Raw genomic sequence first — 21261 nt, 5'->3', positions numbered from 1 at the left:
ACGGCTCCGGACATCCTCAGGGCGGCGACGGAGGAAGATAGAGGGATGTCGACTCCTCGCCGCGGCCTGCGGCGCCCCTCGAAGAACGACGGCCCGCGCGCCAGTCTGCGTCAGCTCCTCCCCTTCCTCCTCGAGCACAAGCGCATCCTCGTCGTCGTCGCCGTCCTCAGCGTCCTGGAGGCGGTCGCCACCCTCGTGCAGCCGCTCCTCGTGGGCGACGTGATCGGGCGGGTCCAGGCGGGCGACGCCCTCGGCATCCTCGTCTGGATCCTCGTCGGGCTGGTCGTCGTCTCCTCGCTCATCGGCGGCTTCCAGCACTACCTGCTGCAGCGCACCGGGACCGCGGTGGTCTACTCCAGCCGTCGCCGCCTCATCGCCAAACTGCTGCACCTGCCGGTCGCGGAGTACGACGCACGGCGCACCGGTGACCTCGTCTCACGCGTCGGCACCGACACGACGCTCCTCTACGCAGTCCTCACGCAGGGCTTCGCCGACTCACTCGGCAACGCGCTCATCTTCGTCGGCGCGATCATCGCGATGCTCGTCATCGACCCCGTCCTGCTGCTGCTCATCGTCGTGGTGATCGGCGCGTCCGCCGCCGTCGTCGGCGTGCTGAGCGGCCGCATCCGCCGTGCGACTACCGAGCAGCAGGAGAAGGTCGGGGCGCTCGCGTCGGGTGTCGAACGGGCGATCGGCTCGATCCGGACGATCCGCGCGTCGGGGGCCGAGGCCCGCGAGCGCGATGCCATCTCGGCGACGGCGGGCGAGGCATACGAGGCGGGCGTGAAGGTCGCGAAGGCATCCGCGGTCGTCGTCCCGGTCGCCGGTATCGCCCTGCAGGTCTCCCTGCTCGTCGTCCTCGGTGTCGGAGGCTTCCGGGTGGCCTCGGGTGCGATCGACGTCGCGCAGCTGGTCGTCTTCGTGATGTTCCTCTTCTTCCTCATCCAGCCGCTGGCGTCGTTCTTCGGGGCCATCACCTCGGTGAACCAGGCCCTCGGCGCACTGGGACGCATCCAGGAGGTCCTCGATCTCGAGGACGAGACGGCCCGCGACGGGGCGATCGCGGCATCCGTCCCCTCCGAGACCGCACCGGATGCCGCGGCCATCGAGTTCCGCGATGTGCACTTCTCCTACCCGGCTGCCGTCATCGCCGCCCGGAGGACGGCGCAGGACGAGGCGCTGAAGACCCTCGCCGACGCCCACGCGCCGATGCCCGCCGACGCCGAGGACGGCCTCGAGCCCGCGCCGGTCGCCGACGGCGCAGTGCTGCGCGGCGTCTCGTTCCGCGTGCCGCGCGGCGCCCGCGTGGCCCTCGTGGGCCCCTCCGGCGCCGGCAAGTCGACGACCCTCGCGCTCATCGAGCGGTTCTACGATCCGACCTCGGGTTCGGTCGCCATCGACGGGGTTGACGCCCGCGCGCTCGATCGACTCTCGCTGCGGGCTCGCCTCGGGTACGTCGAGCAGGATGCCCCGACCCTGGCCGGGACGATCGGCGACAATCTGCGGCTCGCGTCACCGGGCGCCACCGACGCGGAGTGCGAGCGCGTGCTCGACGCCGTCGATCTGACCGAGGTGCTCGAGCGGAGTCCGCTCCGACTCGACGCCCCTGTCGGCGAGGCGGGCGTCATGCTCTCCGGCGGCGAGCGCCAGCGCCTCGCGATCGCCCGCGCACTGCTCGCCGCGCCCCCGATCCTCTTGCTCGACGAATCGACGTCCTCGCTCGACGGCCTCAACGAGCAGCGGATGCGCGAGGCCATCGACGCGGTGGCGAGCGGGCGCACGCTGATCGTCATCGCGCACCGCCTGTCCACCGTCGTCGACAGCGATCTCATCGTCGTGCTGGATCACGGCCGGGTCGTCGGCCAGGGCACGCACGACGATCTCGTCCGCGACGTGCCCCTGTACCGCGACCTCGCCGCCCGCCAGCTGCTCGTCTGACGCGCGAGACGCTGCGAACGGCCGCCGCCCGGGAGGGGAGCGACCGTTCGCGTCTCGGCGTCCGAGCGGAGCGTCAGACGTCCTGTTGGACCCGCTGCATCCGGTAGCGGAGGGCGGCGAGCTCGGCGTACAGCGCCGGCGGCACCTTGCCCCCGAAGGTGCGGTAGAACTCCTCCGTCAGGTCGGCCTCGGCGAGCCAGGATGCCGGGTCCACCGCGAACAGCTCGTCGAGGTCCTCGCGCGGGACGTCGATGCCGTCGAGGTTCAGGTCATCGGTCTTCGGCAGGCGCCCGACGGGACTGTCGACCGCGCCGACCGAGCCGTCGACCCGTCGGATGATCCAGTCGATGACGCGGGCGTTGTCGCCGAAACCCGGCCACAGGAAGCGTCCGTCGGCGCCCTTGCGGAACCAGTTGACCTGGAAGATGCGCGGGGCGCGGTCGAAGCGGAGCTTCTGGCCCACCTTCAGCCAGTGCGCGAAGTAGTCGGCCATGTTGTAGCCGCAGAACGGCAGCATCGCGAACGGATCGCGACGAAGCTCGCCGACGGTGCCTTCGGCGGCCGCCGTCCGCTCGGACGAGATGTTCGAGCCCATGAACACGCCGTGGGTCCAGTCGGTGGCCTCGACGACGAGCGGCACGTTGGTCGCGCGGCGCCCGCCGAAGAGGATGGCGTCGAGCGGCACACCCTCGGGGGCATCCCAGTCCTCCGCGATCTGCGGGCACTGGTTCGCGCCGACGGTGAACCGCGAGTTCGGGTGCGCCGCGGGACGACCGGATGCCGGCGTCCACGCGTTGCCCTCCCAGTCGATGAGGTCGGCGGGCGCCTCGTCGGTGAGCCCCTCCCACCACACGTCGCCGTCGGGACGGAGCGCCACGTTCGTGAAGATCGTGTTGCCCCACAGGGTCTCGACGGCCGTCACGTTGGTCGACTCGCCGGTTCCCGGTGCGACGCCGAAGAAGCCCGCCTCGGGGTTGATCGCCCAGAGCCGGCCGTCCTCGCCGGGGCGCAGCCACGCGATGTCATCGCCCAGGGTCTCGACGCGCCAGCCGGGGATCGTGGGGCGGAGCATCGCGAGGTTCGTCTTGCCGCACGCCGACGGGAACGCGGCAGCGATGTGGTAAGCGTTGCCCTTCGGGTCGATGACGCGGATGAGGAGCATGTGCTCGGCGAGCCACCCCTCGTCGCGGCCGATGACCGACGCGATGCGGAGGGCGAAGCACTTCTTCGCGAGGATCGCGTTGCCGCCGTATCCAGAACCGAACGACCACACCTCGAGGGTCTCGGGGAAGTGCACGATGTACTTCTCATCGTTGCAGGGCCAGGCGACGTCAGCCTCGCCCGGGGCGAGGGGAGCCCCCACCGAGTGGACGGTCTTCACCCACGGCTTGCCGGCGGCGATCTGCTGCAGCACCGCAGTGCCCACGCGGGTCATGATGCCGATGGAGGTAACGGCGTACGCACTGTCGGTGACCTGGACGCCGATGTGCGACAGCGGGCCTCCGACGGCCCCCATCGAGAAGGGAACGACGTACATCGTCCGCCCGCGCATGCTGCCCGCGAACAGCGGGGTGATCGTCGCGCGGATCTCATCCGGGGCGATCCAATTGTTCGTGGGACCGGCATCCGCTTCGCGCTCGGAGGCGATGAAGGTGCGGGCCTCGGTGCGCGCGACGTCGCTCGGGTGCGAGCGGGCCAGGTAGGAGCCCGGGCGCCACTCGGGGTTGAGCTTGATGAGCTTGCCCTCGTCGACCTGCTGGCGCAGGAGCGCTTCGTTCTCGCTCTGCGAGCCGTCGACCCAGTGGATGCGGTCGGGAGTGGTCAGGGCCGCGATCTCCTCCACCCACGCGACGAGTGCGCTCATCGCCTCACCGGTGACGGCAGGCCGCTCGCCGCCGGTCGGCGGCGTGGTGACAGTGCGGAGGGCACCGGTTGCAGCGGGGCGGGTGAAAAGGTCGGCGATGGCCATTCGGTGCTCCTCGGACGTGTCGTGTGGTGGGTCTTCCTCCACTCTGCGGGTCTTCCACGCGACATTTCTCGCCGTCGCACTGTCAAGAAACGCGAATCTTTCGATAGCCTCAAGATCATGGCCACCCCCCTGCAGCTCTCGACGCTCGGTCACCGCATCCGCCACCAGCGGGTCTCGCACGGCTACACGCTCGACGAGCTCGGCGCCATCGTCGGCATCGCGGGCAGTCAGCTGAGCCTGATCGAGAACGGCAAGCGCGAACCGAAGCTGTCCGTGCTGCAGGCCGTCGCCACCGCCACCGGCACCGATGTCACCGACCTGCTCTCGAACGAACCGCCGAACCCTCGCGCGAGACTCGAACTCGATCTCGAGCGCGCCCAGCAGAGTCCGGTCTTCCGACGCCTGGGGATCGCGCCCATCAAGGTGACCAAGACGATGTCCGACGACACGATCGAGGGGGTCCTCGCGCTCCACCGCGAACTCGAGCGGCGCGAGCGCGAGTCGATCGCGACGCCGGAGGAGGCGCGCCGGGCGAACACCGAGATGCGCCTGCGGATGCGGGATCAGGCGAACCACCTCCCCGACATCGAGCGGCTCGCCGAGAAGCAGCTGAAGGCCGCGGGGCACGCCGGCGGCGCGCTGACGCACCGGACGGTCAGCATCATGGCCGAGCAGCTCGGCTTCGAGCTCATCTATGCGAACGACCTGCCCCACTCCGCCCGCTCGGTCACCGACCTGGAGAACGGTCGGATCTACCTGCCCCCGGCATCGATCCCCGGTGGTCACGGACTGCGCTCGATGGCGCTGCAGGCGATGGCGCACCGGCTGCTCGGGCACACCCCGCCCACCGACTACGCCGACTTCCTCCAGCAGCGCCTCGAGATCAACTACTACGCCGCGTGCTGCCTCATGCCCGAGACGGCGTCGGTCGCGTTCCTCGCCCAGGCCAAGAAGGACCGGAACCTCGCCGTCGAGGACTTCCGCGACGCGTTCGGTGTGACGCACGAGGCCGCCGGGATGCGGCTGACGAACCTCATGACCGAGCACCTCGGCATCCGCCTGCACTTCCTCCGCGTCGACGGCAGCGGCGCGATCAGCCGCGTGTATGAAAACGACGGGCTGCCGCTGCCGATGGATGTCACGGGCTCGGTCGAAGGTCAGGTCGTGTGCCGGAAGTTCGCGGCGCGCTCGGCGTTCGGCGAGCAGAACCGCACGACGGAGCACTACCAGTACACCGACACGCCCGGCGGGACGTTCTGGTGCTCGAGCCAGACCGGGACGACGACCGACGGCGAGTTCTCCATCACCGTCGGGGTGCCCTTCGACGACGCCCGGTGGTTCCGCGGTCGTGAGACCCAGAAGCGGGCGAGCTCGAGTTGCCCCGACGAGGCGTGCTGCCGTCGCCCCGACGCCGAACTCACCGAGCGGTGGCAGGGCAAGGCATGGCCGAGTGCGCGGGTGCACATGCAGATGTTCTCGCCGCTGCCGCGGGGGATGTTCCCGGGGGTCGACGACGGCGAGGTCTACGCGTTCCTCGACCGCCACGCGTGAGCTGGGGGGAAGGACGGCGGGGAGCACGTCCCCACGAGTGCCCCCCGCCGTACCGGTGCGCGGTGCCAGTGCGACTGCCCCAGCGCAGCCGCGGCTGCCGCGCATGACGACGGGGAGCACGTCCCCCGAGTGCTCCCCGTCGTGTCACGCGATCGAGCCGAATGGCCCGATCAGTCCTTCTTGAACGCGTCCTTCACGTTCTCGCCGGCCTTCTTGACATCGGCCTTCGCCTGGTCGGCCTGGCCTTCAGCGACCAGCCGGTCGTTGTCGGTCGCCTTGCCGACGGCCTCCTTCGCCTTGCCGGCGATGTCCTGAGCGGCGTTCTTGATCTTGTCGTCGAGTCCCATGAGGGTCTCCTTTCTCTGTAGGGGTGGTGAACCGGTGCCTGGTTCGGGTGGTCTCAGGGGTCAGTCGACCCGCGGGGAGTCCGAGGCGAGCCTGCTTCGCAGCCCGCCGTGGACGGAGATGTAGCCGGCCGTCTCGGTGCCGGTGACGGCGGTCAGGCCGTCGAGGAGTCGCATGACGTGATCGACGATGCCCCGCGGGTCCGCGTTGTGCCGGGCGGTGACGCTCACGTGCAGCACCGGCTGGTCGCGCACGGTGTGCGCGGTGACGGATGCCGCGACCACGTCGTGCTGACGGGTCAGGGAGTTCTTCACGGCGTCCGCCGCGAAGGCTTCCGTCACCGTCACCCGACCGAGCGGAGTCTGCTCGCCGCCGGAGCGCAGCACGGTCTTCGAGCGGCGGCTGACGAGCGTGGTGAGGGCCCAGACGAGCAGACCGGCGATGGTCACGAGCACCGCGACCGCACCGATCGCGACCCAGCTGATCGCGGTCCCGCCGATCCGTGTCGAGTCGGCGGCGACGCCGAGGGCATCGACGACGGTGGTGCCCGCCGTCGTCCACGTCTGCGCGACGGCCGGCACCGCCGCCGATGTGGCAGCCGCGCCCCCCACCACTGTGAGCAGCAGGCCGGCGAGCAAAAGGACAGTGCGGTTCAGCGCGCGATTGGTGTCGTTCATGCCGCCTTCTCCTCGTCATCGGTGCGCTCGACGCGCACGCGGGTGCGCAGGGGTCGGGTGAGCTTGAATCCCGAGAGCTCGGCCTCGGCGACCGCATTCACCTGTGCCCGGTCCACCGGGATGCCGGCGCCCGGCTTGACGGACACGTCGACGCTCCGGTGGGCCACGCCCACGGTCACGCGGTCCCTCGCGAGACCGGTCTCGTCGCTGACGCGCTGCGCGATCGCCGCGGCGAGCACACCGTTGTCGACGAGCGCGGCGCGACCGCCGGCATCCATCTCGTGCTTCGAGAGCCGTCCGGGCGTGACCGCGAGCAGGATGAGCCACACCCCGACCACGGCGACAGCGAGCCCGCCGGCGATCACCGCGCCGACGGGAACGTCGGCGGGAAGGGCGGCCAGCCAGGCCAACGCGTCGATCGGTCGGACCAGCAGCGCCGGCTGGGACGCCAATGAGAGCACGGTCTCGACCGCCAGGTACAGGCAGGCGACGATCGTCAGCAGCACGACCACCGCGAAGGCGACGCTTCGCGGAGAGTGCGTCTCGCGGCGCACGACGCGGCGCAGCACAGGTTCACTCATCGCACTCGCCTCCTCTCCGGCATCCGTGCACCGGTCACGGTGATGTCCACCCGGACGATGTCGCGTCCGAGCAGATGGGTCAGTCGTTCGCGCAGCTGCTCCTGCATCTGCGCAGCTCTCTCCAGGACGGGGACGGCGGTGCGGACCGCTGCCGAGTCGTCGAGGTCGGGGACGGGGAGAGGGCTCGAGACCCTCAGCGCCATGCCGTCCCGTCGATCGGCGACACCCACGGAGACCTCGCCGCGCGGGACGCCGATGACATCGGCGGACACCGCCCGCGCGATGCCGACGAGCACTCGCTCGGCGACCTCGGTGCGACCGGCGACGCCGGGCCCCGCGGCGGCGAGCCGATTCGACCCGCCGACCGCGGTTCCGTCGGTGTCGGCACGCATCAGGACGTACGCCGTCCCGTGAAGGCGTCGGTCACGGCCCGCAGATCGAGCTGCCCGGACGCGACGCGGCCGATGACCGCGCCGACCGCCATGAACAGGGCCACGAGGAGGAAACCCCAGAACCCGAACACGAGGGCGGCGACGGCCAGGACGGCGCCGAGGACGGCGCCCTTCATCGTGGCGCTCATGAGACGCGCGACTCCTCGTGCTCGGCGTCGTCGTCACCCGGGATGTGCACGTCGTCGACGGTCACGTTGACCTCGACGACCTCGAGCCCGACCAGGCGCGTGATGGCACCGGCGACGGCATCGCGGACCTGCGAGGCGACCTGGTGCACCGGCGTCGGGTACTCGACGACGATGGTGAGGTCGACGGCTGCCTGGGTCTCGCCGACCTCGACCTTCACGCCCTGACCGAGGTCGGTGGCGTTGATGGCGTTGCGGATGGCGCCGAGGGCGCGGGCTCCGCCGCCGCCGAGGGCGTGGACGCCGGGGATCTCGCGCGCAGCGATGCCGGCGACCTTGGCGACGACGCCGTCCGCGATCACGGTCGTGCCGCCGGTGTGGGCGTCGGTGTCACGCGGCGCAGGTGCCGTGCGGTCCACGCGCGATCCGGGGATGGCGGGGGTCGTGGTGGCGGTGGTCGCGGTCTTGTCGTTCTCGGTGGCCATGATCAGCTCCTCTGTCGTGGTGCGGCGCCCGATGCGGTGCGCCGTGGCCGTGTCGTTCCGGCCTCACACGTAAGAGGGATGGAGCGGCGGATTCGTCACAAAAAAGTTCCGACGAATTTCCGCGGGGTGCCGGATCAGTGGATGCGGGCGATCTGGATGCTGACAACGGCGTCCGGCGGCGTGTTCGCGAGCAGCGCGTCGGCGACCCGTCGGGCGGCCGCGGGCGTGCTGTCCTCAGCCGACGTCGCGATGCGTGCCGCCACCGCGGGGACGCCGTCGCGCATCGACACCGCGACCTCGGCGAGACGGTCGTCGGCGGCGCCGGCCGCCGCCGCGATGAGACCGGGGATGCGGGCGATCGCCGAGCGCGGCGAGTAGACATCGGTCACACCGTCGACCGCCCGGATGCGGGCGACGAGGTCGGACTGGGGGTCCGGCGACTGCAGCGACATGGCTCACTCCTCCAGGTCGAGGCCGTGGAGTTCCTCGACGGCGACGTTGACGGCGGTGACGTTGAGTTCGGTGTGCTCGGCGAGCACGCGGTAGACGACGGTGCGCAGCGCGGCCGTCAGCTCGGGGATCGAACGCCCCCACGCGACGGAGGCGGTCAGCTCGATCCGCACCGGCGCGCCGGGTGTCTCGGCGTCGCCGACGATGTCGGTGCGGCCCAGGTAGATGCCGTCCAGCGCGTCAGCGCTCGACCGCACGAGCGACCGCACAGCCCCCTCGGTCACCGTGATCGTGACCCTCGGGTCCGGGTGGTGGATGGGGAAGCTCCGACCGGCCCGCAGCTCGGAGTGGATGACGGAGAGGATGCCCTCGAACCAGCTCTCGGGCGGCCTCGGCAACCGGGCCGCCTCGTCCTCGAGGAGATCACGGGAGAGTTGCCCGACCCGTTCCAGCGCCTCGATGGCGTTGAGGCACTCGGGGCAGGACTCGATGTGCGGATCGCGCGGCAGGCGGCCCGCCTGCACGTAGTCGCTGAGCTGCTCGATGGTGCGACCGCAGTCGAGCACGGACGGGTCGTCGTCGGTCATCGCCACCCCTCCATCTCGATCGCGATGCTCGCGCGGGCACGTGCCAGCATCCCTCGGACCCTGCTCTCAGTCATGTCCATCTCTTCCGCGATCTCCGCGTAGCTGAGCTCGGCCACCTCGCGCAGCAGCCAGCATCGGCGTTGATCGTTGTTCAGTCTGTCCAGCGCCCGCGCCAGCGCGGACAGGCGATCGTTCTCGATCGCGGACCTCTCCGGCTGCGCGTGCGGGGACGGCGGCAGGGTCGCCTCGTCCAAAGCATCCTCTCGCGAACGCCGGGTGACAAGGGAAAGGGCTTCCCGGCCGGCGATCCGCATGAGCCACGACTTGATTGCCGCGGGGTCGCGCAGGGTCGGCAGCTGCTTCCACGCCGTGACGAAGGCATCCTGCACGACGTCGTCGGTGTCGGCGAGCGACCCGACGATGCGGTAGACGTAGGCGCGCACGAGCGATGAGTGGCGTCGGACGAGGGTGCCGAAGGCGGTCGCATCGCCCTCTGCCGCGCGCTGGGCGAGGATCCGGTCGGGGACGTCGGAGGAGGCGTCGATGGTGCACCTCTCCTCGCCGGGCCCGTCGGGTCGACGGGCATGAGGCGACGGTATCCATCCATCGGGATCGACCCCAGCGCTTGCGCGACAGCATCGGACTCGCTAAACGTCACACTTCGCTACGCGCCACCCGCCACGAATCGTCGGTGTCGTTCGAGCGCCGCCGCGACGCCGGCGTCGCTCTCGCCCGCGAACAGGGTGGCGGACGGCGCGCCGCCGCGCGCCCGCGCATCGGCCCCGAACGCCCAGGTGCCGACGACGGCGCCGCCCCGCACGACGACCGGTCGCACCATGCCGTTGGCCAGCGGACCCACCGTCGTCCGATCCCCCGCCCCGAGGATGGGCGCACGGTCGGCGTACGACAGCACGTATTCATCGAAGGCGGGCAACGCCGCCGTCACGGGAGCGGATCGGGATGCCGCGTCGCGACCGGCGAGGTCGAAGACGCCGTCCTCGACCCGCTCGACCCGGTCCGCTGCAGCGTCCGCAGCAGCGCGTGCCGTGCCGAGGGGCACCCCCGCCCACCAGGCGAAGTCGGCCGGGGTCGCGGGTCCGTGGCCCCGCAGGTAGTCGACGAAGAGCGCCGACGGCGGGTCGACGGGAGGCGGCACCGGCGGCAGCTCGACGACGAACTGGTCGCGGGTCACCGCGGCCTCCGTCGGGACGACCGGCCCCAGTGCGACGGCCGCGCGCATCGAGAGCGCCGCCAGGATCCGGGTGCTCGCCGGCGCCGAGTCCGACACGCCCGCCCCGGCGAGCACGGCGGCGAACTCCGCCCGGGTGAGGCGGCCGCCGCCGGCGAGCTCGGCACGCACGGCACCTTCGGCACGGTCGAGGAACGCGGCATCCATCCCGGTCGCCCTCAGCTGGCGCGCGCCCGTCACCGCGAGGATGCCCGCGACGCCGTCCGCAGGGACGATGTGGAGCGTCCCGCGCTGGGTCCAGGAGCGGACGAGCGACCCGTCGTCGAAGAGGGCGTCGACGTCGCGCACGGTGGGGTCCGCGGCCGTGCGCACGCCGAGCGCCCACCGTCCGGCGCCGAAGTCCTGCGCCTGGACGGCGCGCATGTGCCGCGCCGCGTCGAGCGGCGACGCGGCGGGGGCGGAGAGCAGATGCGCCCGCAGGCGGCGCGCGCGCAGCGCCGTGGCATCCATCAGACCACCGCGTACGGCTCGAGCGCGTCCACCACGCTGGCGGCGAAGTCCGAGGCCGCGCCCCAGTCGAAGCGGAACAGCGCGCCCTCTCCCCCACCGGAACCACGGAAGACGACCTTCGTGGGTCCCGTCAGGTTCTCGATGAGCACCGTCAGCGAGGCACGGCTGCTGGTGCGGATGTAGTACTTCTCGAACAGGAGCATCGCCATCTGGTGCCCTGCGTCCGTCGCGGTCGCGTGCTGGCCGACGCACTCGACCGTCATACCCGAGGCCTGCACGTGGTCGAGGACCACGCGGGCCGCGTCGAACGGCACGAGGCTGATCTCCATCGTCTGCAGCATGTCGGCAGTGTGGCACGGACGCCCCCACCCGCGCGCCTATACTGATCCCGTCCGGGACCGCACAGGTCCTGGTGCTCGGAAAAGGGGCACGCAGCCACCCGCATCGTCGCGGAGCGCGAGACATATACGGCATCCGTCGTCATCGTCTCCAGGAGCTGTCATGCCCACCGTCGCCGCCCACGTCGCCGCCGCCCTCGCCGCCCACGTCGATAACGTCTTCGGGGTGATGGGCAACGGCAACGCCCTCGTCCTCGACGCGCTCGAGCGCCGCGACGACGTGACGTTCACCGCAGTCCGCCACGAGGCCGGCGGTGTCGTCGCCGCCGATGCGCACTTCCGCGCCGGCGGCGGCCTTGCCGCAGCCACATCCACGTATGGGGCGGGCTTCACGAACACGCTCACCGCGCTCGCCGAGGCCGCGCAGGCGCGCGTGCCGCTCGTGCTCGTCGTCGGAGACGAACCGACCTCCGGCCCGCGGCCGTGGGACGTCGACCAGCTGTCGCTCGCGTCGGCCGTCGGAGTACGCACATACACCGTCGGACGGACGGATGCCGCGGCCACGACGGTCATCGCGATCGAGCACGCGCTGTCGTTCCGCATCCCCGTCGTCCTGGCGATCCCCTACGACGTCGGCGGGCGCGACGCGGGCGAGATCCCGGCGACGCCCGATCCCGTCCTCCCCGCGCCCCTCGCCCCGACCGGACCGCACGCTCTCGCGACGGTCGCCGCGATCGCCCGCGCGCTCGCGGCGTCCGAGCGCCCCCTGCTCCTCGCCGGCCGCGGCGCGTGGACGGCGGGCGCCGGCGAGCAGCTCGGGCGCCTCGCCGACGCGGTCGGGGCACTGACGGCATCCACCGCCCTCGGCCGTGGCGTGTTCCCGCGCGCCGAGTACGACCTGGGGGTCACCGGCGGATTCGGGGCGGAAGGCGCGATGGCGACGATCCGCGAGGCCGACGTCGTCGTGGTGTTCGGGGCGTCGCTCAACCAGTTCACGATGCGCTTCGGCGAGCTGTTCTCTCCCGACGCGACGATCGTGCAGGTCGATGTCGCGGCCGCGGCGACGCATCCGCAGGTCGGCCGGTATCTGCGGGCGGATGCCGCCCTCGCGGCGCGCGCGCTCGCCGACGAGCTCGAGCAGCTCGGCGGGGCGCCGTCGGGCTGGCGGGAGGCGGTGGACGTCGCGGGGCTCCGGACGTACGACGCCGGCGACGGTCTCGCGCCCGACGGACGGCTCGACCCCCGGAGCGCCGCCGCGGCGATCGCGGAGCTGCTGCCCGAGGACCGGGTCGTCGTCTCGGACGGCGGGCACTTCATCGGCTGGGCGAACATGTTCTGGCCGGTGGCCTCGCCCGACCGGATGATGATGATCGGCACGGCGTACCAGTCGATCGGCCTCGGCTTCCCGTCGGTGCCGGGTGCCGCTCGCGCACGGCCGGAGTCGACCATCGTCCTGACCACCGGCGACGGCGGCGGGCTGATGGCGATCGCCGACCTCGAGTCGGCCGTGCGCGTGGCGCGCGGACGCGGGCTCGCGGTGGTGTGGAACGACGGCGCGTACGGCGCCGAGGTCCACCTCTACGGCGTCATGGGCCTCGCCCGCGGGCCGATGGAGATCCCCGAGGTCGACTTCGCCGGCCTCGCGCGCGCCGTCGGGGCGGAGGGGGTCATCGTGCGGACGCTCGACGACCTGCAGGCGCTCGCGCGCTGGCGCGAGCTCCCCGCCGACGAGCGGCCGTTCCTGCTGCTCGACCTGAGGGTCTCCGGCGCCGTCCGCGCCCCCTACCAGGAGGAGATCCTGCAGGTGAACCTGCGGCGCTGAGGCGCTGGCCAGGCGTCGAGCCGACGCGAACTGTCGTCAACGCGCCGGTTTGGCCGCACTTTGCGTCGGGTCGACGGCGAGCGTCCCGCTCACGCCTCGCGGCGCGGCATCCCTGCTCGTCGGCCGACTGCGAGCCACGCGACGGGACCCGCAACCGGGACCAGCAGCACCACGAGCACCCACACCAGCGCCTGCGTCGACGTCAGCCGCCGCGCGGACCGCGTGAGCGAGACGAGGGCGACGATCGCCAGCACGGCCGCCACCAGAGCGACGACCGACCAGACGATGTCGTATCCGGCCGGGAGCAGGGGGTTCACGGTGTCCACACCCCGACCCTAGCGGCGCTCGACCCGACACGAACGGCGCTCATTCCCGCCGGGTGGGTGCAGTTCGCGTCGGCTCGGCGCGCCGAGACGTCGGGGCGGTGCTCAGTCGCCGCTGCGCAGGTCCGCGACGGTGCGGCGCTCGAAGCCGACCTCGTCGAACGCGGCGCGGCATCCCTCGCCGGTCGGGCTCTGCACTTCGAAACCCACTCTCAGTCGGTCCGAGACACCCGGCAGCGTGAACGCGCGCACGAAGGTCCAGACGCCCCTGTCGTGGGCGTGGAACGCCAGGACGTTCCCCACCCGCGCGATCCGCAGCCGACCCTCGGACGAGTCGAGGAGGAACGCGTTGGCATCGTCGGAGGTCCCCTTGGTCACGACCGAGACGACCATCGACTCGCCCGCCGGGGACCGCTCGACGCAGAGCTTGGCCCAGTTCGTGTCGTCGACCCACGCGAGGAGCACCCCGGCGTCGAACGTCGCGTGATGCTCGGGACGTACCCGAGCGACGAGGGTGAAATCGCCCTCCGGGGGCGCGCCGAGGAGCGTGTTCGCGTTGAGCAGTGTCTCCGCGGCGACCCCGGTCGTCCCGCTGGGATCGACGAACAGATCCGTACCGGCAGGGGCGACCCCCGCGAGGACCGTCCCCCTCAGCGTCCACCCGGACTCGTCGGAGGCGTGGAGCTCGAAGGGCAGGTCAGGAAGGCGCATGCCGCGTTTCTATCAGATCGAGACGTCGCAGATGGTCGGCGGGATGCCGCGAAAGCGGCCATCTGCGACGGCTCGACGCGGTGGAACTCACCCGGCGGGACGGAAGGCGCCGGCCAGGAATTCGCCGAGCTCGGCGGTCGCGGCCAGCGGCAGGACGGCGGCGACGTACTGGTCGGGGCGGACGACGACGACCGCGCCGCTCGCCGAGATCCCGCGCTCGGCGAAGATGTCGACGTCCGTCCAGGTCGAGGGTCCGGTCGCATAGACCTTCTCCCAGTCCATGAGCCCGAGCGGCCCCGAGTGCGGCCGGAACACGACGGGCACCGCCGCCATCTCGACCTCCTCGTACCGCCGCGGGTAGATCACCTTCGCGTCGAAGACGGCGTCGGGGTCGGCGCCCGCCGGCGTGTGCCGGGAGATCGGACCGGATGCCGAGGCGAACCACTCCGCCCAGGTCGAGAGGTCTTCGCCCGACTCATCGGCGAAGGCGTACACGCGCCACCGCCCGTCGGCGGTCGCGTGGTGGCCGAGGTGCACGACGTTGCCGTCCGCGACCCGGACGACCTCGGCGGATTTCAGTCGCTTGCCGACCGGGAACCCCGTCGCGAGGTCCTGGTGCTCGGCCCCTGCGACGATCGCCGAGGCGCCGTACTGCGTCATGAACCCCGAGGGGAACTCGGCGGTCGCCAGGTAGTAGGTCGCGAGGTCCTCGGGATCGGTGATCTCCTCGGGCTTGCGCGCCATCAGCGACGACCACTCCTTGTCGAAGTCGATCAGCTGCTGCGCGACGGGCCGCCGTTCGGCACCGTAGGTGGCGAGGAGGGATGCCGGGGCCAGCCCCGTCAGCACGTGACCGAGCTTCCACCCCAGGTTGAACCCGTCCTGCATCGAGACGTTCATGCCCTGCCCGGCCTTGGCGCTGTGGGTGTGGCAGGCGTCGCCGGTGAGGAAGACCCGCGGATCGCGATCGACGCCCTCGGGGACGTCGTCGAACCCGTCGGTGACGCGGTGCCCGACCTCGTAGACGCTGTGCCAGGCGACCTGCTTCACGTAGATCGTGTACGGGTGGAGGATCTCGTTCGCCCGGCGGACGACCTCCTCGATGGGCGTCTCGCGGACGCGGTGGTTGTCGTCCGCGGCGACCGCGCCGAGGTCGATGTACATGCGGCTGAGGTACCCGCCCTCGCGGGGGATGTGGAGGATGTTCCCCGCCGAGCTGTTGATGGCGCACTTGATGCGCCAGTCGGGGAAGTCGGTGTCGACCAGCACGTCCATGACGCCCCAGGCATGCTTCGACGCGTCGCCGACGTGCACGCGACCGATCGCCTGGCGCACACCGCTCCGGGCGCCGTCGCAACCGACGACGTATCGCGCCCGGATCACGCGCTCCTCCCCCGCACGCGGGCCGCCGACGTGGCGGACTGTGACGGCGACGGGGGCACCGGCATCCTCGGGCACCTCCAGCCCGACGAACTCGACGCCGTAGTCGGGCACGATCCGGCCGGGACCGTGCGCGGCGGCCTCGGCGAAGTAGTCGAGCACACGCGCCTGGTTGACGATGAGGTGCGGGAACTCACTGATCTTCAGGCCGTAGTCGTCGGTCCGCGACGTGCGGCGGATGCGGCTCGGATCGGCCGGGTCGGGGCCCCAGAAGTTCATGTAGCCGATGTTGTACGCCTCGGCGATGATCCGCTCCGCGAACCCGAACGCCTGGAACGTCTCCACCGACCGCGGCTGGATGCCGTCCGCCTGACCCAGTTCGAGCCGGCCGGTGCGCCGCTCGATGAGGCGCGTCGAGACCTGCGGGAACTGCGACATCTGGGCGGCCAGCAGCATCCCCGCCGGGCCCGAGCCGACGATGAGCACGTCGGTCTCGTCGGGGAGCTCCTCGGGGCGGCCGATCCCGGTGCCGGCGGCGGGCAGGACCCGCGGATCTCCCGAGACGTAGCCGTGGTGGTGGAACTGCATGGTTCTCCTCGAACGGTCAGGCGCGGGTGAGGCCGCGGACCGGGCTGACCGCCTGCTCCGCCTCGTGATCGGGGTCGAGCGGGATGCCGCTGCGATCGCGCAGCAGCAGCGTCGCCACCAGGCCCAGCACGGTCATGCCGGCCAGGTACCAGGTGACCGGGGTGGTCGAGCCGAAGGCGGCGACGAGCGCCGTCGCGATCGTCGGTGCGAAGGCGCCGCCGAGGATCGCTCCGATCGCGTACGAGATCGAGACGCCCGAGAAGCGGATCGACGCGGGGAACAGCTCGGCGTAGAGCGCGGCCTGGGGTCCGTACGTGAAGCCGAGGCCGATCGTGAGGATCGCGAGCCCCAGGAAGAGGACGAAGACGTTCCCCGTGTTGACCAGCGGGAAGAGCGTGAACACGCCCACGAGCTGCATGATCCAGCCCGCGATGTAGGTCGTGCGGCGCCCGATCCGGTCGGAGACGAAACCCGCGACGAGCGTCGAGAGCAGCCACGTGACCGCGGACCCGGTCACCGCCCAGAGCACCGGGCCGCGGTCGAGGCCGAGGGGGCCTTCGGGGTTGGTCGCGTAGCCCTGGATGTACCCGCCGGTGGTCATGTAGCCGACGGCGTTGTTCCCGGCGAAGACGAAGGCGGCGATGATCACGAGCACCGCGTGCTTGCGGAACAGCTCGACGATCGGCATCCGACTGTGCTCCTTGCGCTCGGCGAGCTCGAGGAAGACGGGGCTCTCCTCCACGCGGCGACGGACGTACCAGCCGACGAGGATGAGGACGACGCTGAGCAGGAACGGCACACGCCAGCCCCACTGGAGGAACTGCTCCCCCGGCGCGATCGCCGACATGAGCGCCATGACGCCCGAGGCGAGCAGCAGACCGAGCGGCACGCCGATCTGCGGCGACGCTCCGAACGCGCCGCGGCGGGTCTTGGGGGCGTGCTCGACGGCCATGAGCACGGCGCCGCCCCATTCGCCGCCGGCGGAGATGCCCTGCAGGATGCGCAGGAGCACGAGGATGATGGGCGCGGCGAGCCCGATCGACTCGTAGCTCGGGAGCACGCCGATGAGCGCGGTGGCGATCCCCATGAGGATGAGCGTCCACATCAGCACGACCTTGCGACCGTACTTGTCGCCGAGGTGCCCGGCGAGGAACGCACCGAGCGGCCGGAAGAGGAAACTCACCCCGACGGTCGCGAACCCGATGAGCACGCTGTCCTTGCCGAGCGGCGCGAAGAAGAGCTGGCCGAAGACGAGGCCGACGGCGGTCGCGTAGATGAAGAAGTCGTACCACTCCACGGTGGTCCCGACGACGGTGGCGAACACGACGCGACGGCGGTCCGCGGCGGTGGCGATGGTCCCGGTGGGGGTGAACCCGTCCGGTGAGGGGGAAGTGCTCATGCTGACTCCTGTGTCATCCGACGTCTTCGTCGATTACCGGTTGCCCGGTGCAGCACGATCATATACGATTTGAGATACGACGCAAGAGCGAGGGAGCTCCGGACATGCAGAACGACGACACGGTGACGGATGCCGCATCCCGCGACCCGCGCTTCGCCGCCCTCCCCGGTCGACCCGGCAAGATCATCGCCGTCCACCTGAACTATCGCTCGCGCGCCGCACAGCGCGGTCGCACCCCGGTGGCGCCGTCCTACTTCTTCAAGGCCTCGAGTTCGGTCGCCGCCTCCGGCGGCACGGTCGAGCGGCCCGCCGGGACCGAACTGCTCGCCTTCGAGGGTGAGATCGCGCTCGTCATCGGCACGCCCGCCCGTCGCGTCGGCGCGGACCGGGCGTGGGAGCACGTCGCGGGGGTCACGGCATCCAACGATCTCGGTCTGTACGACCTGCGCGCGAACGACAAGGGGTCGAACGTCCGCTCCAAGAGCGGCGACGGCTTCACCCCGCTCGGCCCCGTCGTCCTCGACGCCCGCCTGCTCGACCCGGCCGCGTTGCGCGTACGAACCTGGGTCAACGGCGAGCTCGCCCAGGAGGGCTCCACCGACGACCTCCTCTTCCCCCTCCCGCAGATCGTCGCCGACCTGTCTCAGCACATGACGCTCGAGCCCGGCGATGTCATCCTCACCGGCACGCCGGCGGGCTCGTCGGTCATCGTCCCCGGCGACGTCGTCGAGGTCGAGGTGGACGCCCCCGACACCGGGGCGTCCACCGGCCGGCTCACGACGACTGTCATCGACGGCCCCGACATCCCCTTCGACGCGGCGCTCGGTTCACTCCCCCAGGTCGACGACACGCAGCGCGAAGAGGCGTGGGGCTCCCGCGAGGCCGCCGGGCTGGTCGCGGCATCCGCCCTCTCCCCCGACCTCCGCAAGAAACTCGAGCGCATCCCGGTCGCGGGGCTGTCGCAGCAGCTGCGCAGGCGCGGGCTCGACAACGTCACGATCGACGGCGTCGCCCCGCTCCACCCCGACGCGAAGCTCGTGGGCGTCGCCGCGACGCTCCGCTTCGTCCCGAACCGCGAGGACCTGTTCCAGAGCCACGGCGGCGGCTACAACGCGCAGAAGCGCGCGTTCGACGCGGTCGGCGAGGGCGAGGTCATCGTGATCGAGGCGCGGGGCGAGGCCGGATCCGGAACGCTCGGCGACATCCTCGCGATCCGTGCGCACGCGCAGGGCGCGGCCGGCATCGTGACCGACGGCGGCGTGCGCGACGCCGCGGCGGTCGCCGCGGTCGGTATCCCGGTCTACACCGCGGGTGCGCACCCGGCGGTCCTCGGTCGCAAGCACGTGCCGTGGGATGCCGGGGGCACGATCGCCTGCGGCGGCACGACCGTGCAGCCCGGCGACATCATCGTCGGCGACCGCGACGGCGTCATCGTGCTGCCGCCCGCGCTCGCCGAGGAGGTCGCCGACGCGGCCCTCGCCCAGGAGGACGAGGACGCCTGGATCGCCGCCCGCGTCGCCGAGGGCGAGCCCATCGACGGACTCTTCCCGATGAACGCGCAGTGGCGCGAGCGCTACGAGGCCGAGCGGAGCAGCCGATGAGCGGCGTCGCCGCGCCGAGCAAGTCGCAGCAGGCGTATGCCTGGCTCAAGGAGCGGATCGTCGACGAGACCTTCACGCCCGGCTACCGCCTGGTGCTCGGCAGCATCGCGGGCGAGCTCGACATGAGCGTCGTGCCGGTGCGCGAGGCGATCCGCCAGCTCGAGGCCGAGGGGCTCGTCACCTTCGAACGCAACGTCGGCGCGCGCGTCGCGATGGTCGACGACTCGCAGTACCGCTTCAGCATGCAGGCGCTGTCGATCCTCGAGGGCACCGCCACGGCACTGTCCGCCCGCGCCCTCACCGAGTCCGACGTCCGGCGAGCGCGCGACATCAACGAGCTCATGATCGAGACGCTCGACCACTTCGACCCACGTGCGTTCACCCGCCTGAACCAGGAGTTCCACGCGACCCTCTTCGAGCGCTGCGCGAACCCGCGGATGCTGGAGCTCGTCCAGGTCGAGTGGGCACGGCTCGGGCACCTCCGCGATTCCACGTTCAGCTTCGTGCCGGGGCGCGCGCAGGAGTCGGTCCGCGAGCACGAGCAGATCCTCGTGCTCATCGAGCGGAGCGCTCCCCTCAGCGAGATCGAGCACGCCGCACGTCGGCACCGCTCGGCGACCCTCGACGCCTACATGACCCACGAACACCCCGACCAGGCCCTCGGCCTGCCGAACTTCTGACCCATCGAGCGAGGACGCACGACATGACGGATCCCACCCTGGCCGCGCCGCACACGCCCGCGGACCTGCCCACCCGCATCCAGCACTACATCGACGGCGCGTTCGTCGACTCTGTGGACGGCGACACGTTCGACGTCCTCGACCCCGTCACGAACCGGGTCTACCTGCAGGCCGCGGCCGGCAAGAAGGCCGATGTGGATGCCGCGGTCGCCGCCGCGCGCCGCGCCTTCACCGACGGCCCGTGGCCGAAGATGCTGCCCCGCGAGCGCTCGCGCATCCTGCACAGGATCGCCGACCTCGTCGAGTCCCGCGACGCCCGGCTCGCCGAACTCGAGTCCTTCGACTCGGGCCTGCCGATCACGCAGGCGCTCGGTCAGGCGCGTCGCGCCGCCGAGAACTTCCGCTTCTTCGCCGACCTGATCGTCGCCCAGTCCGACGACACGTTCAAGGTGCCGGGTCGCCAGATCAACTACGTCAACCGCAAGCCGATCGGCGTCGCAGGGCTCATCACCCCGTGGAACACGCCGTTCATGCTCGAGTCCTGGAAGCTCGGACCGGCGCTCGCCACGGGCAACACGGTGGTGCTGAAGCCCGCCGAGTTCACGCCGCTGTCGGCATCCCTCTGGGCCGGGATCTTCGAGGAGGCGGGACTCCCCCAGGGCGTCTTCAACCTCGTGAACGGGCTCGGCGAGGACGCGGGGGATGCGCTCGTGAAGCACCCCGACGTGCCGCTCATCTCCTTCACCGGCGAGAGCTCGACGGGCCAGCTGATCTTCGCGAACGCGGCGCCGTGGCTGAAGGGCCTGTCGATGGAGCTCGGCGGCAAGAGCCCCGCCGTCGTCTTCGCCGACGCGGACCTCGACGCCGCGGTCGACGCGACGATCTTCGGGGTCTTCTCGCTCAACGGCGAGCGCTGCACGGCGGGCAGCCGCATCCTGGTGCAGCGGGAGGTCTACGACGAGTTCGTCGAGCGCTACGCGGCGCAGGCGCAGCGCGTGAAGGTCGGCTTCCCGCACGACCCCGCGACCGAGGTCGGCGCCCTCGTGCACCCGGAGCACTACGACAAGGTGATGTCCTACGTCGAGCTCGGCAAGACCGAGGGCCGACTCGTCGCCGGCGGCGGCCGCCCGGACGGCTTCGCGGACGGCAACTTCGTCGCGCCCACGGTGTTCGCCGACGTGCCCCCGACGGCGCGCATCTTCCAGGAGGAGATCTTCGGACCCGTCGTCGCGATCACGCCCTTCGACACCGATGAGGACGCTCTCGCCCTCGCCAACGACACGAAATACGGCCTCGCCGCCTACGTGTGGACGAACGACCTGAAGCGGGCCCACAACTTCTCGCAAGCCGTCGAGGCCGGCATGGTGTGGCTGAACTCGAACAACGTCCGCGACCTGCGTACGCCCTTCGGCGGCGTGAAGGCCTCCGGACTCGGTCACGAGGGCGGCTACCGCTCGATCGACTTCTACACCGACCAGCAGGCCGTGCACATCACGCTCGGCAAGGTCCACAATCCCACCTTCGGCACGCGCTGAACCCGCCTCGATCACGCAAGGACGC

General features: G+C 71.3%; 22 protein-coding genes. 6 read left to right on the top strand and 16 right to left on the bottom strand.

What is annotated here, in order from left to right:
- The first annotated feature begins 45 nt into the window (after positions 1-45).
- Entirely contained in the window at positions 46-1938 is a 1893-nt protein-coding gene (locus KZX17_RS07780; RefSeq protein WP_248171815.1) for an ABC transporter ATP-binding protein, read from the top strand.
- Between the two features lie 73 nt (positions 1939-2011).
- Here the strand turns inward: KZX17_RS07780 and KZX17_RS07775 are convergent, their stop codons facing one another.
- Complete coding sequence (locus tag KZX17_RS07775) at positions 2012-3907, bottom strand: phosphoenolpyruvate carboxykinase (GTP) (protein ID WP_248171814.1); 1896 nt, start codon at positions 3905-3907, stop codon at positions 2012-2014.
- 117 nt (positions 3908-4024) lie between these two features.
- Here KZX17_RS07775 and KZX17_RS07770 point away from each other — a divergent pair, with 117 nt between their 5' ends.
- Positions 4025-5458, top strand: coding sequence for an XRE family transcriptional regulator (locus KZX17_RS07770; protein WP_248171813.1), 1434 nt, complete (start codon positions 4025-4027; stop codon positions 5456-5458).
- 170 nt (positions 5459-5628) lie between these two features.
- Here the strand turns inward: KZX17_RS07770 and KZX17_RS07765 are convergent, their stop codons facing one another.
- From KZX17_RS07765 to KZX17_RS07715, 11 genes are all read right to left on the bottom strand, one after another.
- Entirely contained in the window at positions 5629-5805 is a 177-nt protein-coding gene (locus KZX17_RS07765; protein WP_248171812.1) for a CsbD family protein, read from the bottom strand.
- A gap of 60 nt (positions 5806-5865) precedes the next feature.
- Positions 5866-6480 (bottom strand): hypothetical protein, encoded by a 615-nt coding sequence (locus tag KZX17_RS07760; RefSeq protein WP_248171811.1) that lies wholly within the window; start codon positions 6478-6480, stop codon positions 5866-5868.
- Complete coding sequence (locus KZX17_RS07755) at positions 6477-7061, bottom strand: DUF6286 domain-containing protein (protein WP_248171810.1); 585 nt, start codon at positions 7059-7061, stop codon at positions 6477-6479. Before KZX17_RS07755 ends, KZX17_RS07760 begins: the two co-directional genes overlap by 4 nt.
- Complete coding sequence (locus tag KZX17_RS07750; protein WP_248171809.1) at positions 7058-7453, bottom strand: hypothetical protein; 396 nt, start codon at positions 7451-7453, stop codon at positions 7058-7060. The genes KZX17_RS07755 and KZX17_RS07750 overlap by 4 nt, the downstream gene beginning before the upstream one ends.
- Positions 7453-7641: a DUF2273 domain-containing protein gene (locus KZX17_RS07745; protein WP_248171808.1), complete on the bottom strand. Its 189-nt coding sequence runs from the start codon at positions 7639-7641 to the stop codon at positions 7453-7455. The genes KZX17_RS07750 and KZX17_RS07745 overlap by 1 nt, the downstream gene beginning before the upstream one ends.
- Positions 7638-8123, bottom strand: a complete 486-nt coding sequence (locus tag KZX17_RS07740) for an Asp23/Gls24 family envelope stress response protein (protein ID WP_248171807.1) — start codon at positions 8121-8123, stop codon at positions 7638-7640. Before KZX17_RS07740 ends, KZX17_RS07745 begins: the two co-directional genes overlap by 4 nt.
- A 134-nt stretch (positions 8124-8257) precedes the next feature.
- A complete protein-coding gene (locus KZX17_RS07735) occupies positions 8258-8575 on the bottom strand; it encodes a hypothetical protein (RefSeq protein ID WP_248171806.1) in 318 nt (105 codons plus the stop codon).
- A gap of 3 nt (positions 8576-8578) precedes the next feature.
- On the bottom strand, positions 8579-9160 hold the full coding sequence (locus KZX17_RS07730) for an Asp23/Gls24 family envelope stress response protein (RefSeq protein ID WP_248171805.1): 582 nt from the start codon (positions 9158-9160) through the stop codon (positions 8579-8581).
- Complete coding sequence (locus KZX17_RS07725) at positions 9157-9675, bottom strand: RNA polymerase sigma factor (RefSeq protein WP_308194627.1); 519 nt, start codon at positions 9673-9675, stop codon at positions 9157-9159. Before KZX17_RS07725 ends, KZX17_RS07730 begins: the two co-directional genes overlap by 4 nt.
- 149 nt (positions 9676-9824) lie before the next feature.
- Positions 9825-10859: a DNA glycosylase AlkZ-like family protein gene (locus KZX17_RS07720; RefSeq protein ID WP_248171803.1), complete on the bottom strand. Its 1035-nt coding sequence runs from the start codon at positions 10857-10859 to the stop codon at positions 9825-9827.
- Positions 10859-11200 (bottom strand): DUF6054 family protein, encoded by a 342-nt coding sequence (locus KZX17_RS07715; RefSeq protein ID WP_248171802.1) that lies wholly within the window; start codon positions 11198-11200, stop codon positions 10859-10861. Before KZX17_RS07715 ends, KZX17_RS07720 begins: the two co-directional genes overlap by 1 nt.
- A gap of 160 nt (positions 11201-11360) precedes the next feature.
- Here KZX17_RS07715 and KZX17_RS07710 point away from each other — a divergent pair, with 160 nt between their 5' ends.
- Positions 11361-13019 (top strand): thiamine pyrophosphate-binding protein, encoded by a 1659-nt coding sequence (locus KZX17_RS07710; RefSeq protein ID WP_248171801.1) that lies wholly within the window; start codon positions 11361-11363, stop codon positions 13017-13019.
- 89 nt (positions 13020-13108) lie between these two features.
- On the opposite strand, the gene KZX17_RS07705 is transcribed toward KZX17_RS07710, so the two are convergent.
- From KZX17_RS07705 to KZX17_RS07690, 4 genes are all read right to left on the bottom strand, one after another.
- On the bottom strand, positions 13109-13345 hold the full coding sequence (locus KZX17_RS07705) for a PLDc N-terminal domain-containing protein (RefSeq protein ID WP_091356199.1): 237 nt from the start codon (positions 13343-13345) through the stop codon (positions 13109-13111).
- A gap of 102 nt (positions 13346-13447) precedes the next feature.
- On the bottom strand, positions 13448-14053 hold the full coding sequence (locus tag KZX17_RS07700; protein ID WP_248171800.1) for a DUF1349 domain-containing protein: 606 nt from the start codon (positions 14051-14053) through the stop codon (positions 13448-13450).
- 87 nt (positions 14054-14140) lie between these two features.
- On the bottom strand, positions 14141-16021 hold the full coding sequence (locus KZX17_RS07695) for an FAD-dependent monooxygenase (protein ID WP_248171799.1): 1881 nt from the start codon (positions 16019-16021) through the stop codon (positions 14141-14143).
- Between the two features lie 16 nt (positions 16022-16037).
- Positions 16038-17420 (bottom strand): MFS transporter, encoded by a 1383-nt coding sequence (locus KZX17_RS07690; protein ID WP_133400276.1) that lies wholly within the window; start codon positions 17418-17420, stop codon positions 16038-16040.
- Between the two features lie 104 nt (positions 17421-17524).
- Between KZX17_RS07690 and KZX17_RS07685 the strand changes: the two genes are divergently transcribed.
- The 3 genes from KZX17_RS07685 to hpaE are packed head-to-tail and all read left to right on the top strand — an operon-like array spanning position 17525 to position 21236.
- Complete coding sequence (locus KZX17_RS07685; protein ID WP_248171798.1) at positions 17525-19021, top strand: fumarylacetoacetate hydrolase family protein; 1497 nt, start codon at positions 17525-17527, stop codon at positions 19019-19021.
- Positions 19018-19701: a GntR family transcriptional regulator gene (locus KZX17_RS07680; RefSeq protein ID WP_248171797.1), complete on the top strand. Its 684-nt coding sequence runs from the start codon at positions 19018-19020 to the stop codon at positions 19699-19701. Before KZX17_RS07685 ends, KZX17_RS07680 begins: the two co-directional genes overlap by 4 nt.
- Positions 19702-19724: 23 nt before the next feature.
- Positions 19725-21236, top strand: coding sequence for a 5-carboxymethyl-2-hydroxymuconate semialdehyde dehydrogenase (hpaE, locus tag KZX17_RS07675; protein ID WP_116228552.1), 1512 nt, complete (start codon positions 19725-19727; stop codon positions 21234-21236).
- The last annotated feature ends 25 nt before the right edge of the window (positions 21237-21261 follow it).

The organism is Microbacterium sp. EYE_78, assembly GCF_023149035.1.
Lineage (GTDB): Bacteria > Actinomycetota > Actinomycetes > Actinomycetales > Microbacteriaceae > Microbacterium.
The sequence above is the reverse complement of the archived record's forward strand: the minus strand, read 5'-3'. Positions and strand labels throughout refer to the sequence as shown.

Excerpts from the sequence above, each read along its gene's own strand:
- KZX17_RS07680 (WP_248171797.1), top strand. The coding sequence starts at position 19,018 with ATGAGCGGCGTCGCCGCGCCGAGCAAGTCGCAGCAGGCGTATGCCTGG.
- KZX17_RS07730 (WP_248171805.1), bottom strand. The coding sequence starts at position 9,160 with ATGACCGACGACGACCCGTCCGTGCTCGACTGCGGTCGCACCATCGAG.
- KZX17_RS07780 (WP_248171815.1), top strand. The coding sequence starts at position 46 with ATGTCGACTCCTCGCCGCGGCCTGCGGCGCCCCTCGAAGAACGACGGC.
- KZX17_RS07760 (WP_248171811.1), bottom strand. The coding sequence starts at position 6,480 with ATGAACGACACCAATCGCGCGCTGAACCGCACTGTCCTTTTGCTCGCC.
- KZX17_RS07775 (WP_248171814.1), bottom strand. The coding sequence starts at position 3,907 with ATGGCCATCGCCGACCTTTTCACCCGCCCCGCTGCAACCGGTGCCCTC.
- KZX17_RS07720 (WP_248171803.1), bottom strand. The coding sequence starts at position 10,859 with ATGGATGCCACGGCGCTGCGCGCGCGCCGCCTGCGGGCGCATCTGCTC.
- KZX17_RS07770 (WP_248171813.1), top strand. The coding sequence starts at position 4,025 with ATGGCCACCCCCCTGCAGCTCTCGACGCTCGGTCACCGCATCCGCCAC.
- KZX17_RS07765 (WP_248171812.1), bottom strand. The coding sequence starts at position 5,805 with ATGGGACTCGACGACAAGATCAAGAACGCCGCTCAGGACATCGCCGGC.
- KZX17_RS07715 (WP_248171802.1), bottom strand. The coding sequence starts at position 11,200 with ATGCTGCAGACGATGGAGATCAGCCTCGTGCCGTTCGACGCGGCCCGC.
- KZX17_RS07755 (WP_248171810.1), bottom strand. The coding sequence starts at position 7,061 with ATGAGTGAACCTGTGCTGCGCCGCGTCGTGCGCCGCGAGACGCACTCT.
- KZX17_RS07710 (WP_248171801.1), top strand. The coding sequence starts at position 11,361 with ATGCCCACCGTCGCCGCCCACGTCGCCGCCGCCCTCGCCGCCCACGTC.
- KZX17_RS07745 (WP_248171808.1), bottom strand. The coding sequence starts at position 7,641 with ATGAGCGCCACGATGAAGGGCGCCGTCCTCGGCGCCGTCCTGGCCGTC.
- KZX17_RS07690 (WP_133400276.1), bottom strand. The coding sequence starts at position 17,420 with ATGAGCACTTCCCCCTCACCGGACGGGTTCACCCCCACCGGGACCATC.
- KZX17_RS07740 (WP_248171807.1), bottom strand. The coding sequence starts at position 8,123 with ATGGCCACCGAGAACGACAAGACCGCGACCACCGCCACCACGACCCCC.
- KZX17_RS07695 (WP_248171799.1), bottom strand. The coding sequence starts at position 16,021 with ATGCAGTTCCACCACCACGGCTACGTCTCGGGAGATCCGCGGGTCCTG.
- KZX17_RS07700 (WP_248171800.1), bottom strand. The coding sequence starts at position 14,053 with ATGCGCCTTCCTGACCTGCCCTTCGAGCTCCACGCCTCCGACGAGTCC.
- KZX17_RS07750 (WP_248171809.1), bottom strand. The coding sequence starts at position 7,453 with ATGCGTGCCGACACCGACGGAACCGCGGTCGGCGGGTCGAATCGGCTC.
- KZX17_RS07735 (WP_248171806.1), bottom strand. The coding sequence starts at position 8,575 with ATGTCGCTGCAGTCGCCGGACCCCCAGTCCGACCTCGTCGCCCGCATC.
- hpaE (WP_116228552.1), top strand. The coding sequence starts at position 19,725 with ATGACGGATCCCACCCTGGCCGCGCCGCACACGCCCGCGGACCTGCCC.
- KZX17_RS07685 (WP_248171798.1), top strand. The coding sequence starts at position 17,525 with ATGCAGAACGACGACACGGTGACGGATGCCGCATCCCGCGACCCGCGC.